The 14,323-nt window shown below is 43.3% G+C and carries 7 protein-coding genes, 20 tRNA genes and 3 rRNA genes; 27 read left to right on the top strand and 3 right to left on the bottom strand.

Annotated elements, in window-relative coordinates; translation table 11 throughout:
• Positions 1 to 59: 59 nt before the first annotated feature.
• The 3 genes from MKY76_RS17995 (at position 60) to MKY76_RS17985 (ending at position 3,894) form a co-directional block, all read left to right on the top strand.
• A complete protein-coding gene (locus MKY76_RS17995; protein ID WP_004233781.1) occupies positions 60 to 1,304 on the top strand; it encodes a Glu/Leu/Phe/Val dehydrogenase in 1,245 nt (414 codons plus the stop codon).
• A 367-nt stretch (positions 1,305 to 1,671) separates the two neighbouring features.
• Positions 1,672 to 2,835 carry an iron-containing alcohol dehydrogenase gene (locus tag MKY76_RS17990; RefSeq protein ID WP_048395807.1) on the top strand — a complete coding sequence of 388 codons (1,164 nt, stop codon included), beginning with the start codon at positions 1,672 to 1,674 and terminating at the stop codon, positions 2,833 to 2,835.
• Positions 2,836 to 3,195: 360 nt separating this feature from the next.
• A complete protein-coding gene (locus tag MKY76_RS17985; protein WP_048395809.1) occupies positions 3,196 to 3,894 on the top strand; it encodes a hypothetical protein in 699 nt (232 codons plus the stop codon).
• Positions 3,895 to 3,947: 53 nt separating this feature from the next.
• On the opposite strand, the gene MKY76_RS17980 is transcribed toward MKY76_RS17985, so the two are convergent.
• Together MKY76_RS17980 and MKY76_RS17975 are read right to left on the bottom strand one after the other, a co-directional pair.
• The gene (locus MKY76_RS17980) at positions 3,948 to 4,931 is read right to left on the bottom strand and encodes a cation diffusion facilitator family transporter (protein WP_342556916.1); all 984 of its coding nucleotides are present in this window, start codon (positions 4,929 to 4,931) and stop codon (positions 3,948 to 3,950) included.
• A 14-nt stretch (positions 4,932 to 4,945) separates the two neighbouring features.
• Positions 4,946 to 5,668 (bottom strand): MgtC/SapB family protein, encoded by a 723-nt coding sequence (locus MKY76_RS17975; RefSeq protein ID WP_004233792.1) that lies wholly within the window; start codon positions 5,666 to 5,668, stop codon positions 4,946 to 4,948.
• A gap of 132 nt (positions 5,669 to 5,800) precedes the next feature.
• Between MKY76_RS17975 and MKY76_RS17970 the strand changes: the two genes are divergently transcribed.
• The 24 genes from MKY76_RS17970 to MKY76_RS17855 all read left to right on the top strand — a co-directional run bounded on the left by MKY76_RS17970 (position 5,801) and on the right by MKY76_RS17855 (position 13,775).
• Positions 5,801 to 6,700, top strand: coding sequence for a DMT family transporter (locus MKY76_RS17970; RefSeq protein ID WP_131522567.1), 900 nt, complete (start codon positions 5,801 to 5,803; stop codon positions 6,698 to 6,700).
• Positions 6,701 to 6,969: 269 nt separating this feature from the next.
• Positions 6,970 to 8,521, top strand: a 16S ribosomal RNA gene (locus tag MKY76_RS17965).
• A 181-nt stretch (positions 8,522 to 8,702) separates the two neighbouring features.
• Positions 8,703 to 11,630 (top strand): 23S ribosomal RNA (locus MKY76_RS17960).
• Positions 11,631 to 11,793: 163 nt separating this feature from the next.
• A 5S ribosomal RNA gene (gene rrf, locus MKY76_RS17955) occupies positions 11,794 to 11,909 on the top strand.
• Together the 16S, 23S and 5S rRNA genes with 20 tRNA genes alongside form the textbook arrangement of a ribosomal RNA operon.
• A gap of 10 nt (positions 11,910 to 11,919) precedes the next feature.
• Positions 11,920 to 11,995 (top strand) — tRNA-Val (locus tag MKY76_RS17950).
• A 3-nt stretch (positions 11,996 to 11,998) separates the two neighbouring features.
• Positions 11,999 to 12,074: transfer RNA gene (locus tag MKY76_RS17945), tRNA-Thr, on the top strand.
• Positions 12,075 to 12,081: 7 nt separating this feature from the next.
• A tRNA-Lys gene (locus MKY76_RS17940) sits at positions 12,082 to 12,157 on the top strand.
• Positions 12,158 to 12,174: 17 nt separating this feature from the next.
• Positions 12,175 to 12,259 (top strand) — tRNA-Leu (locus tag MKY76_RS17935).
• A gap of 36 nt (positions 12,260 to 12,295) precedes the next feature.
• Positions 12,296 to 12,370, top strand: a tRNA-Gly gene (locus tag MKY76_RS17930).
• Positions 12,371 to 12,375: 5 nt separating this feature from the next.
• Positions 12,376 to 12,464 (top strand) — tRNA-Leu (locus MKY76_RS17925).
• A gap of 8 nt (positions 12,465 to 12,472) precedes the next feature.
• A tRNA-Arg gene (locus tag MKY76_RS17920) sits at positions 12,473 to 12,549 on the top strand.
• 9 nt (positions 12,550 to 12,558) lie between these two features.
• Positions 12,559 to 12,635 (top strand) — tRNA-Pro (locus MKY76_RS17915).
• A 16-nt stretch (positions 12,636 to 12,651) separates the two neighbouring features.
• Positions 12,652 to 12,727: transfer RNA gene (locus tag MKY76_RS17910), tRNA-Ala, on the top strand.
• A 28-nt stretch (positions 12,728 to 12,755) separates the two neighbouring features.
• Positions 12,756 to 12,829: transfer RNA gene (locus MKY76_RS17905), tRNA-Met, on the top strand.
• Positions 12,830 to 12,836: 7 nt separating this feature from the next.
• A tRNA-Ile gene (locus MKY76_RS17900) sits at positions 12,837 to 12,913 on the top strand.
• Between the two features lie 15 nt (positions 12,914 to 12,928).
• Positions 12,929 to 13,021: transfer RNA gene (locus tag MKY76_RS17895), tRNA-Ser, on the top strand.
• A gap of 53 nt (positions 13,022 to 13,074) precedes the next feature.
• Positions 13,075 to 13,149 (top strand) — tRNA-Met (locus MKY76_RS17890).
• 3 nt (positions 13,150 to 13,152) lie between these two features.
• A tRNA-Asp gene (locus MKY76_RS17885) sits at positions 13,153 to 13,228 on the top strand.
• A gap of 58 nt (positions 13,229 to 13,286) precedes the next feature.
• A tRNA-Phe gene (locus MKY76_RS17880) sits at positions 13,287 to 13,362 on the top strand.
• 5 nt (positions 13,363 to 13,367) lie between these two features.
• Positions 13,368 to 13,441, top strand: a tRNA-Gly gene (locus MKY76_RS17875).
• 1 nt (position 13,442) lies between these two features.
• Positions 13,443 to 13,519 (top strand) — tRNA-Ile (locus tag MKY76_RS17870).
• A gap of 4 nt (positions 13,520 to 13,523) precedes the next feature.
• Positions 13,524 to 13,600: transfer RNA gene (locus MKY76_RS17865), tRNA-Asn, on the top strand.
• Between the two features lie 10 nt (positions 13,601 to 13,610).
• A tRNA-Ser gene (locus MKY76_RS17860) sits at positions 13,611 to 13,701 on the top strand.
• Between the two features lie 2 nt (positions 13,702 to 13,703).
• Positions 13,704 to 13,775 (top strand) — tRNA-Glu (locus MKY76_RS17855).
• 59 nt (positions 13,776 to 13,834) lie between these two features.
• Here MKY76_RS17855 and MKY76_RS17850 read toward each other — a convergent pair.
• Positions 13,835 to 14,251 (bottom strand): VOC family protein, encoded by a 417-nt coding sequence (locus tag MKY76_RS17850; protein WP_048395913.1) that lies wholly within the window; start codon positions 14,249 to 14,251, stop codon positions 13,835 to 13,837.
• Positions 14,252 to 14,323: the final 72 nt, after the last annotated feature.

Genomic DNA, 14,323 nt, shown 5'->3' with positions numbered 1-14,323 from the left:
AAGTATGTTACAATGATGCCGATAACTATCATTAAAAAAAACAAAGAGGCGATTTAATAATGTCTGAAAACTTAAATCTTTTCACATCAACACAAGATGTCATTCAAGATGCTCTAAATAAACTTGGCTATGATGAAGCAATGTATGAATTACTAAAAGAACCGCTTCGCATGCTACAAGTACGTATCCCAGTGAAAATGGATGATGGTACAACAAAAGTATTTACTGGTTACCGTGCACAACATAATGATGCTGTAGGACCAACTAAAGGTGGGGTTCGTTTCCACCCACAAGTGTCTGAGGAGGAAGTTAAAGCGCTTTCAATGTGGATGACATTGAAATGTGGTATTGTCGATCTACCGTACGGCGGTGGTAAAGGCGGTGTCATTTGTGATCCTCGTCAAATGTCAATGGGCGAAATCGAACGTTTAAGCCGTGGCTATGTTCGTGCGGTAAGTCAAATCGTAGGACCAACAAAAGATATTCCTGCGCCAGACGTATTTACAAATGCACAAATTATGGCATGGATGATGGATGAATATAGCCGAATGGATGAGTTCAACTCTCCAGGCTTCATCACTGGTAAGCCACTAGTACTTGGTGGTTCTCAAGGTCGTGACCGTGCGACTGCACAAGGTGTTACAATCGTAATCGAAGAAGCAGCAAAAAAACGTGGTATTGATATTAAAGGTGCTCGTGTTGTTATTCAAGGATTTGGTAACGCAGGAAGCTTCCTTGCAAAATTCATGCATGATTTAGGTGCGAAAGTAATCGGTATTTCAGATGCTTATGGTGCACTTCATGATCCTGAAGGTTTAGATATCGACTATTTATTAGATCGTCGCGATAGCTTCGGAACAGTAACTACTCTATTTGAAAACACAATTTCAAACAAAGAATTGTTAGAGCTTGATTGTGATATTTTAGTACCAGCTGCTATTGAAAACCAAATTACTGCTGACAATGCACATAATGTGAAAGCAAATATCGTAGTAGAAGCAGCAAATGGTCCAACAACAGCTGAAGCAACTAAAATCTTAACAGAGCGTGGCATTTTACTTGTACCAGACGTATTAGCCTCTGCAGGTGGAGTTACAGTTTCTTACTTTGAATGGGTGCAAAATAACCAAGGTTATTATTGGACAGAAGAAGAAGTGGAAGAACGTCTATACAAAAAAATGGTCGAAGCATTTGATAATGTATATACAACAGCAACAACACGTAACATCAACATGCGCTTAGCAGCTTACATGGTAGGTGTTCGCCGTACTGCAGAAGCTTCTCGCTTCCGTGGTTGGGTTTAAGTAAAAAGAAGATAATGAGTCATTCCTATATTATTGGGATGACTCATTTTTTTCGTTTTTATTTGATTGAAGAAGGTGGTCTAGGCGCTGCTCTAATAGCATCTTTTTTTCGTTTCTTATTTTTTTGATTTTAAAAAATCTTAGCAGAAAAAAGCCCAAAATTATGGTTACGACAACAATTACAATAATAAGCATGTGCAAAAATTCCTTTTATCTTATGTAATGAGTAGTACTATACAACTATTGTCTGAACAAAATCTGAACAGTTTGAAAAAACGCTTTCGAAATAGCAAAGTGTTGACAGCGTTTAATCTTTGCTTTCTCTAGCGTGATTATGAGAAAATCCAACTAGAAAGGGGCGAATTAGATGGATTCATTTACTTTTTTTAACCCAGTGAAACTACATTTTGGTGAGGATGCACTTGAAAAATTGCCGAAAGAATTAGAGCAATTTGGAAACAAGGTATTAGTTGTATATGGTGGCGGAAGTATTAAATCGAATGGTGTATACGATGCTGTTATAGAAAAATTACAACAGGCGGATAAAACCGTATTTGAATTAGGTGGTGTAGAGCCAAATCCAAGAGTGGAAACAGCTAGACGAGGTATTGAGATATGCAAAACTGAAGGAATTGACTTAGTTCTTGCTGTGGGTGGTGGTTCAGTAATCGATTGTTCTAAATTAATTGTTGCTGGCGCTAAGTATGATGGCGATGCTTGGGATATCGTGAAACGTAAAGTGTTTGTAGAACAAGCTATACCACTAGGAACGGTATTAACACTTGCTGCTACAGGCTCAGAAATGAATGCTGGATCTGTGATAACGAATGCTGCTACAGAAGAAAAACTAAGTTGGGGTAGTCCAGCAGCCTTCCCGAAATTTTCAATACTAAATCCAGCATATACAGTGACTGTACCTAAAAATCACACTGTGTATGGAATAGTGGATATGATGTCGCATGTATTTGAGCAATATTTCCACAATACAACGAATACTCCTATCACAGATGAAATGTGTGAAGGGGTATTGCGAACAGTTATTACGACAGCTCCAAAATTATTAGAGGACCTAGAAAATACGAAGTTACGCGAAACCATTCTATTAGCAGGGACAATTGGTTTAAATGGATTCCTATCAATTGGTTCACGAGGGGATTGGGCATCTCATAATATTGAACATGCTGTATCTGCTGTATATGACATTCCACATGCAGGTGGTTTAGCCATTCTTCAACCGCATTGGATGCGTTTAAATGTACCAGTAAATCCTGAGCGTTTTGCAGGTATAGCAACACGTGTGTTTGGAGTCGAGGCAATAGGTAAAACAGTAGAAGAGGTTGCTTATGAGGGGATTGATCGTTTATCTGCATTTTGGACATCATTAGGGGCACCTAGTCGTTTGGCAGATTACGATATTGATGATTCGAAATTCCAGCAAATTGTAGATCATGCTATGCAAAATGGCCCTTTTGGCAACTTTAATCGATTGCAAGAGGAAGATGTAAGAACCATTTTACGAAATTCTCTTTAATACTTTAAGTATGAGACTATGCTAATAGCCTCATACTTTTTTTATTGCAAGGTTAAGAAAAATTAACGATTAATGTAGAATTTTGTCGTAGAAGTTTCTTTAGTCCTGCAATATAATAAGATAGATACATAATAGAAGGAATATAAATGTATTTTTCTTTATTTTATGTGATGAAAGTCATGTTTTTAACTGAGTCATTCAACCTATATTGTAGATTGTTTTGCTATAAGGTGATTTATGGAATGACAGAAAAGGATAGTTTTTTGTCGTAATCAGTCAATTCGTGTGTCAATGTTCAGAAGTTGTTCAGCCACCTTTACTAAAATAATTACAATATTAAACAAAGAGGAGAGGGATCAAATGTTGAAACAATTGCTACAGGATCGTATTGTTACATTAAGTTGTATAGAAATGCCATTTCAGCAACATGTTTATAAAATGCAAAATTGTGTAGAGGTATTGGGGATTGAAGCCAAATCATTGCAAATTGAAAATGATAAAATTATCACTGGATACATTGTAGATCAAAGTATATTTTTTAAAAGCGTGCGTTTTGGGCGAACGAATGTTATTTTTTCGGATGGTGTAAATAAAGCAATTGTACAATTATTTGTTCGTCCTTCTGGAGAAATTGTTGTAGAAGTTAAGCCGTATTTGGGGGGTGCTGAGATTGTTCCTGTTTATTATCGAACAATTTTAGCAGATACAGCTATTGCAATTGATTTAAAAGGTGCTTTAAAACATTATTTGGTAGCCCATCAATTTATGAATATAGAAGATTCAATTGCTGAAGTACATTACCAATCCATGCATCCGAATGTATTAAAGGATTCTTTTTTAGGAAATTTCGTGTTGGGTTGTCATGTGGATGGCAGAAATATTCTCAATGCAGAAGAATATGCATTAGCTAATCGTCAAGCCTCCTTACTATTTTCAAAAATCGTTATTCAGCAGAATGGTAAAAGACAAATGATTGCTTGTAATAAATTACTTACTTTTATGATTACAAACCATGTTTATGTAGGTTATGAGGATATTCCTAATTTAAAATTAGTCTAACAAATAGCCAACTGCCTGAAATACGGCAATTGGCTATTTGTTTTTATAAAGTATTAAATGGAGTTGTTTGGTTTTTCACCAACATGTATCCAGCTTGTTTTCCCATCATCTTCGTCGAATAATATAGCTACTTTAGATACTCCTTTTTGGCTTAGGATTACCTCTGTTAAATGATCCCGAACATCATCTAAAAAGGCTAACGATAAAAGCGGATCAGCTTCAGCCACTAATTCTACATGTAAAAATTCTCCTTCTTTAATCACTTCAAGACGCACAATATCTTTGATATTTGGATCATCCATTACGAGATGAGCGATATGGTTTAACATCTCTTCATCAGTTTCACCAATGACACCACGTGCGTTATCAAGGAATACTTTACCTACAACATAAAACATCATGACCCCAATTATCATCGAAACTAGTCCTTCTATTCGACCCCAACCTGTAAAATAAGCAATTAAAATAGCAGCAAAGGCTAAGAAGTTGCCCCCAGTAGCAACTAAATCTTCCATAAAAACTAATTTTGTTGCCGGTTTTGCTCTATTCAAGTATGTGAATGCTTTCGGAATAGATGCGATACCTGCTTTTTCTTGACCTGATTCATGTAGCACTTCTGCAGCCGCTTTAGCTAGCACTGTCCCTTCTAAAACAATCCCGATGAATAATACTCCTAGGGCAATCAATATCCCGCTAGACTCTCCTGTGGGATGAATAAAATGATGCCAACCTTCTTTTATTGTTTCATAAGAAAGGATAGCTACAATTATTACGGCGAAAAGGCATACTAAATTGACAATACGACCAAAGCCACCGGGAAATTGTTTTGTAGGTGCCTTTTTAGAGAGTGCTGAACCTATATACACAAATAATTGGTTTGCTGCATCGCCTAGAGAGTGCATCATTTCTGCAAACATCGCAACGTTACCTGTAAAGAAAAAGGCGATTCCTTTAATAATTCCTAAAAATGCATTTACACATGCAGCCATTAGAGAGGGTTTGTTACCGTCTTTTAGTAGTTTAAATAGTTCTGCCATAAAAAATCCTCCAACTAGTTTAAAATTTCCATTTCGATTTTTTCTATATAAGATAGTGCTCGTAATGAACGATAAAATGACAACAAATTATCCGAGACGATTAAGGAAAGACGTAAATCTAACTCATGTAAAACACTATCGTTTTTTAAGTGCACATCTTTAATGCGTATATTTTCAATGATAATGTTGTTGTCCTTTAAAAATAATAGAAATGATTCTGTATGGTTGTCATCATCAATTTGGACTTTTAACAAAATTTCCCGCATACGAATTCGCTTTGGTCCGATTTTCATAAGAAAAGGTGATAGTACTTCAATTCCAAAAACAATGATCACAACAGCTAGTGTTGCATCCATGTAAAAACCTGCACCAACCGCAATACCAATACCAGCGGCTCCCCAAATCATAGCAGCGGTTGTTAAACCCGTAATGCTGTCATTCCCGCGTCTTAGAATGACTCCTGCACCAAGAAAGCCAATTCCACTAACAATTTGTGCGGCTAAACGAAGAGGGTCCATCGTAATATTAATATCTTCTCTAGCGGGGGTTGAGTAGGCAGTTTCGATGGAGATAATCGTTAATAAGCAGCTGAAAGTAGCAATAACTAAACTTGTTTTTAATCCAACTGGTTTTTTCTTTAATTCCCTTTCGATACCGATTACTAAACTTAATGTGGCTGCAATAACTAATTTTATGCCAACTTCATATGTAATCATATTTTCGAATAATGTTTCCATACACAACCCTCCATTGATATTTCGTATTGCTAAGAGATATGCAAAATGTCATTATTATATGTGCATCACTTTTTTGTATTGTACAACATGAAGTAAGGACATATAAGTATTTTTTTAGGAAGGTGGGGTTTTTTGGAGCAGCCAAAAATCCATCCATACATCCCGATTGTGATTGGTGTAATTTCAGTATCGATGTCAGCTATTTTTGTGAAATTAGCATCGGCGGAAGCGGGGATTATAGCATTTTATCGCATGCTATTTTCCGTTTTAATCATGGCGCCATGGTTTTTAAGGGGATATACAAAGGAGTTAACGACTTTAAAAAGACGTGATTGGCTATTTTCTTCAGTTGCAGGGATTTTTTTAGCTTTTCATTTTATATTATGGTTTGAATCACTCAACTATACTTCAGTAGCAAGTTCAACAGTTTTAGTAACACTACAACCTTTGTTTGCGTTTGTGGGCACTTACTTTTTCTTTAAAGAGAAAATTACGATGAAAACAATCGTAGCAGGATCAATTGCAATAATAGGAAGTGTTTTAATTAGTTGGGGCGATTTTAAAGTAAGTGGAACAGCCTTATATGGAGATGTACTGGCGCTCGTTGCTTGTGCACTAGCGACAGCTTATTTTCTATTAGGACAGGATGTACGTAAGAGATTATCACTTGTAACCTATACAATGGTTGTATATGTTGTAAGTACCATCACTTTATTTATATATGTAATGGTTAAAGGGGAATCTTTTGGTCCATATTCTTCTATGGAGTGGTTATGGTTTATCTTATTAGCGTTAATACCAAATTTACTTGGTCATACTTTGTTTAATTGGTCAATTAAATACGTCAGCACGAATGTTGTTTCAATTGCTATATTATTTGAGCCTGTAGGAGCTGCTCTTTTAGCTTTGGTGATATTTAAAGAGTATTTAATCATGACACAAATCATCGGTGGATTGATTGTATTAGCAGGAATTCTATTGTTTGTAATAGATATTAAAAAGATTTTTAATTTTTTTAAGAAAAATGCTTGATTTTTAAAATGCTATATTATATATTATTACTTGTCCTTAACAAGAAGGAACGCTTGGAAATAAAGTTTTGAAAAGTTGTTGACTTTTAGTTGGGAATGAGATAAGATAATAAAGTCGCTGAAAACGACTTAAATAAAATGAACCTTGAAAACTGAACAAGCAAAACGTAATCAATAAAGTTTTAAGTAGCTAGTTTTGCTAGTGAACGAAACACAATTTTGGACATCAAACATGATGCCAGCAAAACAATTTGAGCTAATCAAATTTCTTTTATGGAGAGTTTGATCCTGGCTCAGGACGAACGCTGGCGGCGTGCCTAATACATGCAAGTCGAGCGAACAGAAAAGGAGCTTGCTCCTTTGACGTTAGCGGCGGACGGGTGAGTAACACGTGGGCAACCTACCCTATAGTTTGGGATAACTCCGGGAAACCGGGGCTAATACCGAATAATCTCTTTTGCTTCATGGTGAAAGACTGAAAGACGGTTTCGGCTGTCGCTATAGGATGGGCCCGCGGCGCATTAGCTAGTTGGTGAGGTAACGGCTCACCAAGGCGACGATGCGTAGCCGACCTGAGAGGGTGATCGGCCACACTGGGACTGAGACACGGCCCAGACTCCTACGGGAGGCAGCAGTAGGGAATCTTCCACAATGGGCGAAAGCCTGATGGAGCAACGCCGCGTGAGTGAAGAAGGTTTTCGGATCGTAAAACTCTGTTGTAAGGGAAGAACAAGTACAGTAGTAACTGGCTGTACCTTGACGGTACCTTATTAGAAAGCCACGGCTAACTACGTGCCAGCAGCCGCGGTAATACGTAGGTGGCAAGCGTTGTCCGGAATTATTGGGCGTAAAGCGCGCGCAGGCGGTCCTTTAAGTCTGATGTGAAAGCCCACGGCTCAACCGTGGAGGGTCATTGGAAACTGGGGGACTTGAGTGCAGAAGAGGAAAGTGGAATTCCAAGTGTAGCGGTGAAATGCGTAGAGATTTGGAGGAACACCAGTGGCGAAGGCGACTTTCTGGTCTGTAACTGACGCTGAGGCGCGAAAGCGTGGGGAGCAAACAGGATTAGATACCCTGGTAGTCCACGCCGTAAACGATGAGTGCTAAGTGTTAGGGGGTTTCCGCCCCTTAGTGCTGCAGCTAACGCATTAAGCACTCCGCCTGGGGAGTACGGTCGCAAGACTGAAACTCAAAGGAATTGACGGGGGCCCGCACAAGCGGTGGAGCATGTGGTTTAATTCGAAGCAACGCGAAGAACCTTACCAGGTCTTGACATCCCGTTGACCACTGTAGAGATATAGTTTCCCCTTCGGGGGCAACGGTGACAGGTGGTGCATGGTTGTCGTCAGCTCGTGTCGTGAGATGTTGGGTTAAGTCCCGCAACGAGCGCAACCCTTGATCTTAGTTGCCATCATTTAGTTGGGCACTCTAAGGTGACTGCCGGTGACAAACCGGAGGAAGGTGGGGATGACGTCAAATCATCATGCCCCTTATGACCTGGGCTACACACGTGCTACAATGGACGATACAAACGGTTGCCAACTCGCGAGAGGGAGCTAATCCGATAAAGTCGTTCTCAGTTCGGATTGTAGGCTGCAACTCGCCTACATGAAGCCGGAATCGCTAGTAATCGCGGATCAGCATGCCGCGGTGAATACGTTCCCGGGCCTTGTACACACCGCCCGTCACACCACGAGAGTTTGTAACACCCGAAGTCGGTGAGGTAACCTTTTGGAGCCAGCCGCCGAAGGTGGGATAGATGATTGGGGTGAAGTCGTAACAAGGTAGCCGTATCGGAAGGTGCGGCTGGATCACCTCCTTTCTAAGGATTATTTCGGAATACAAACCTTGGGTTTGTAAGATTACGTTTTGCGTTCAGTTTTGAAGGTTCATTCTATCTGAATGAAACACTTCAAAACTTGTTCTTTGAAAACTGGATAAAACGACATTGAAATTGTAACAAACACATTTATTTTTTAAGTTTTTTATAGGCTTAATAACTTGGTTAAGTTATTAAGGGCGCACGGCGAATGCCTTGGCACTAGGAGCCGAAGAAGGACGGCACTAACACCGATATGCTTCGGGGAGCTGTAAGTGAGCTTTGATCCGGAGATTTCCGAATGGGGGAACCCACTACGTTTAATCGCGTAGTATCTTGACGTGAATACATAGCGTCTTGAAGGCAGACCCAGGGAACTGAAACATCTAAGTACCTGGAGGAAGAGAAAGAAAAATCGATTCCCTGAGTAGCGGCGAGCGAAACGGGAAGAGCCCAAACCAAGAGGCTTGCCTCTTGGGGTTGTAGGACACTCTATACGGAGTTACAAAAGAGCGAGTTAGATGAAGCGACTTGGAAAGGTCCGCCAGAGCAGGTAAAAGCCCTGTAGTCGAAAGTTCGTTCTCTCCTGAGTGGATCCTGAGTACGGCGGAACACGTGAAATTCCGTCGGAATCCGGGAGGACCATCTCCCAAGGCTAAATACTACCTAGTGACCGATAGTGAACCAGTACCGTGAGGGAAAGGTGAAAAGCACCCCGGAAGGGGAGTGAAAGAGATCCTGAAACCGTGTGCCTACAAGTAGTTAGAGCCCGTTAATGGGTGATAGCGTGCCTTTTGTAGAATGAACCGGCGAGTTACGATTACGTGCGAGGTTAAGCTTTAGAAGGCGGAGCCGCAGCGAAAGCGAGTCTGAATAGGGCGAAATAGTACGTGGTCGTAGACCCGAAACCAGGTGATCTACCCATGTCCAGGGTGAAGGTGAGGTAACACTTACTGGAGGCCCGAACCCACGCACGTTGAAAAGTGCGGGGATGAGGTGTGGGTAGCGGAGAAATTCCAATCGAACTTGGAGATAGCTGGTTCTCTCCGAAATAGCTTTAGGGCTAGCCTCGTGATGAGAATACTGGAGGTAGAGCACTGTTTGGACTAGGGGGCCATCCCGGTTTACCGAATTCAGACAAACTCCGAATGCCAGATATTTATACACGGGAGTCAGACTGCGAGTGATAAGATCCGTAGTCAAAAGGGAAACAGCCCAGACCACCAGCTAAGGTCCCAAAGTAATCGTTAAGTGGAAAAGGATGTGGCGTTGCACAGACAACCAGGATGTTGGCTTAGAAGCAGCCATCATTTAAAGAGTGCGTAATAGCTCACTGGTCGAGTGACGCTGCGCCGAAAATGTATCGGGGCTAAACGATTCACCGAAGCTGTGGATTGACATCTACGATGTCAGTGGTAGGAGAGCGTTCTAAGTGCGTTGAAGTCAGATCGGAAGGACTGGTGGAGCGCTTAGAAGTGAGAATGCCGGTATGAGTAGCGAAAGACGGGTGAGAATCCCGTCCACCGTATGACTAAGGTTTCCTGAGGAAGGCTCGTCCGCTCAGGGTTAGTCGGGACCTAAGCCGAGGCCGATAGGCGTAGGCGATGGACAACAGGTTGATATTCCTGTACCACCTCCTCACCGTTTGAGAAATGGGGGGACGCAGTAGGATAGGGTAAGCGCGCCGTTGGTTGTGCGCGTCCAAGCAGTAAGGCGTGTGTGTAGGCAAATCCGCACACTGTAACGTTGAGCTGTGATGGCGAGTCCGTATGGACGAAGTTCCTGATTTCACACTGCCAAGAAAAGCCTCTATCGAGGTGAGAGGTGCCCGTACCGCAAACCGACACAGGTAGTCGAGGAGAGAATCCTAAGGTGTGCGAGAGAACTCTCGTTAAGGAACTCGGCAAAATGACCCCGTAACTTCGGGAGAAGGGGTGCTCTTGAGCGTGCAAGCGCATGAGAGCCGCAGTGAATAGGCCCAGGCGACTGTTTAGCAAAAACACAGGTCTCTGCAAAACCGTAAGGTGACGTATAGGGGCTGACGCCTGCCCGGTGCTGGAAGGTTAAGAGGAGTGGTTAGCGCAAGCGAAGCTGCGAATTGAAGCCCCAGTAAACGGCGGCCGTAACTATAACGGTCCTAAGGTAGCGAAATTCCTTGTCGGGTAAGTTCCGACCCGCACGAAAGGCGTAACGATCTGGGCACTGTCTCAACGAGAGACTCGGTGAAATTATAGTACCTGTGAAGATGCAGGTTACCCGCGACAGGACGGAAAGACCCCGTGGAGCTTTACTGTAGCCTGATATTGAATTTTGGTACAACTTGTACAGGATAGGTAGGAGCCAGAGATCTCGGAGCGCCAGCTTCGAAGGAGGCGTCGGTGGGATACTACCCTGGTTGTATTGAAATTCTAACCCATGCCCCTTAGCGGGGCAGGAGACAGTGTCAGGCGGACAGTTTGACTGGGGCGGTCGCCTCCTAAAAGGTAACGGAGGCGCCCAAAGGTTCCCTCAGAATGGTTGGAAATCATTCGTAGAGTGTAAAGGCACAAGGGAGCTTGACTGCGAGACCTACAAGTCGAGCAGGGTCGAAAGACGGGCTTAGTGATCCGGTGGTTCCGCATGGAAGGGCCATCGCTCAACGGATAAAAGCTACCCCGGGGATAACAGGCTTATCTCCCCCAAGAGTCCACATCGACGGGGAGGTTTGGCACCTCGATGTCGGCTCATCGCATCCTGGGGCTGTAGTCGGTCCCAAGGGTTGGGCTGTTCGCCCATTAAAGCGGTACGCGAGCTGGGTTCAGAACGTCGTGAGACAGTTCGGTCCCTATCCGTCGTGGGCGTAGGAAATTTGAGAGGAGCTGTCCTTAGTACGAGAGGACCGGGATGGACACACCGCTGGTGTACCAGTTGTCTTGCCAAAGGCATCGCTGGGTAGCTATGTGTGGACGGGATAAGTGCTGAAAGCATCTAAGCATGAAGCCCCCCTCAAGATGAGATTTCCCATTACGCAAGTAAGTAAGATCCCTCAAAGACGATGAGGTAGATAGGTTCGAGGTGGAAGTGTGGTGACACATGGAGCTGACGAATACTAATCGATCGAGGACTTAACCAAAAAAGTTTGAAACATTCAATGCGCCGTTTATCCAGTTTTGAAAGAACAACTCTTTCATGAGAGCTTTTATACATAGTGAATGTTGAAGCTTAACATATAGGAACTTCTGCTAAGAATGCAATGTCCTTATTGTAATGCAGAAGCCAGCACATCCATGTGCAAGTCTAGTGATGATGGCAAAGAGGTCACACCCGTTCCCATACCGAACACGGAAGTTAAGCTCTTTAGCGCCGATGGTAGTTGGGGGCTTCCCCCTGTGAGAGTAGGACGTCGCTAGGCATAATACCCAGGAGGATTAGCTCAGCTGGGAGAGCATCTGCCTTACAAGCAGAGGGTCGGCGGTTCGAGCCCGTCATCCTCCACCATATGCCGGTTTAGCTCAGCAGGTAGAGCAACTGACTTGTAATCAGTAGGTCGTGGGTTCGATTCCTATAGCCGGCACCATTTTTTCGAGCCATTAGCTCAGTTGGTAGAGCATCTGACTTTTAATCAGAGGGTCGAAGGTTCGAGTCCTTCATGGCTCACCATTTATAAATAATAATAAGCGGGTGTGGCGGAATTGGCAGACGCACTAGACTTAGGATCTAGCGCCGCAAGGCGTGGGGGTTCGACTCCCTTCACCCGCACCATTATTTTCATTGCCAGATAAAAAAGCTTATGCACATGCGGAAGTAGTTCAGTGGTAGAACACCACCTTGCCAAGGTGGGGGTCGCGAGTTCGAACCTCGTCTTCCGCTCCAAATGTGCCGGGGTGGCGGAACTGGCAGACGCACAGGACTTAAAATCCTGCGGTAGGTGACTACCGTACCGGTTCGATTCCGGTCCTCGGCACCATTTTAAATGCGCCCGTAGCTCAATTGGATAGAGCGTCTGACTACGGATCAGAAGGTTATGGGTTCGACTCCTGTCGGGCGCGCCAAAAGAACAACGGGAAGTAGCTCAGCTTGGTAGAGCACTTGGTTTGGGACCAAGGGGTCGCAGGTTCGAATCCTGTCTTCCCGACCATTTCCAAAAAGATTATGGGGCCTTAGCTCAGCTGGGAGAGCGCCTGCCTTGCACGCAGGAGGTCAGCGGTTCGATCCCGCTAGGCTCCACCATAAGTAAATTAACCAGTATAAAGATCCTGGCGGCGTAGCTCAGCTGGCTAGAGCGTACGGTTCATACCCGTAAGGTCGGGGGTTCGATCCCCTCTGCCGCCATCTTAAAGGACCTTTAGCTCAGTTGGTTAGAGCAGACGGCTCATAACCGTCCGGTCGCAGGTTCGAGTCCTGCAAGGTCCACCATTTATATATTGTAACGGAGGTATACCCAAGTCTGGCTGAAGGGATCGGTCTTGAAAACCGACAGGCGGGTAACACCGCGCGGGGGTTCGAATCCCTCTACCTCCTCCAGTTTTAAATTTTTATAAATGGTGCTTTAAAAACTCGAAACAACATAAAATTATCGCGGGGTGGAGCAGTGGTAGCTCGTCGGGCTCATAACCCGAAGGTCGTTGGTTCAAATCCGGCCCCCGCAACCAAAAGGTCCCGTGGTGTAGCGGTTAACATGCCTGCCTGTCACGCAGGAGATCGCCGGTTCGATCCCGGTCGGGACCGCCATTTTTAAAATAAAAGTCATGAGAAGCAAAAAAGTGAGCAAGCTTAGCATGGACGAAATGGGTCAGTAGCTCAGTTGGTAGAGCATTAGATTGAAGCTCTAAGTGTCGGCGGTTCGATTCCGTCCTGACCCACCATTTATGCGGGTGTAGTTTAATGGTAAAACCTCAGCCTTCCAAGCTGATGTCGTGGGTTCGATTCCCATCACCCGCTCCAAGGGCCTATAGCTCAGCTGGTTAGAGCGCACGCCTGATAAGCGTGAGGTCGATGGTTCGAGTCCATTTAGGCCCACCATTATTCCGAAGTAGCTCAGTTGGTAGTAGCACCTGACTGTTAATCAGGTTGTCGCAGGTTCGAGTCCTGCCTTCGGAGCCATTTTTATTTTGGGGAAGTACTCAAGAGGCTGAAGAGGCGCCCCTGCTAAGGGTGTAGGTCGGGTAACCGGCGCGAGGGTTCAAATCCCTCCTTCTCCGCCATGGGCCCGTTGGTCAAGTGGTTAAGACACCGCCCTTTCACGGCGGTAACACGGGTTCGAATCCCGTACGGGTCATACTAGAAACAGTAGATGCAATTGCATCTACTGTTTTTTGATATTCATAGATACAAAATTTACTCTTGATTCAATGCATTTTCATCCATATAAACTACTTCCCAGATATGCCCATCTACATCTTGAAAACCCCAACCATACATAAATCCGTGATCTTGTGGTTCACTATAAGGTTTACCACCAGAGGCAAGTGCCTTATTCACTAATTGATCTACTTGTTCTCGGTTTTCAGCAGAGAGACATAAGATTGCTTCTGCAGAAGTAGTAGTATCTGTAACTTCTTTCTTACTAAATCCTTTAAATCGTTCTTCAACCATTATTAATACGAAGATATTTTCGCTAATAATCATTGAGGCTGTTGTTTCATCACTGAATTGTTGATTGAACTCAAAACCTAATTCCTTAAAAAAACTGATAGATTTGTTTAGATCTTTTACTGGTAAATTGATAAAGATATTTTTCGATTGAAAAGCCATTTAGTATCACCTCCAAATTGACAGTATCATGGAGCATAAAGTCGTGTCAATTATAGCAATGCGGGGCGCAAA

The organism is Lysinibacillus sp. FSL P4-0201, assembly GCF_038593425.1.
GTDB lineage: Bacteria > Bacillota > Bacilli > Bacillales_A > Planococcaceae > Lysinibacillus > Lysinibacillus capsici.
The sequence above is the reverse complement of the archived record's forward strand: the minus strand, read 5'-3'. Positions and strand labels throughout refer to the sequence as shown.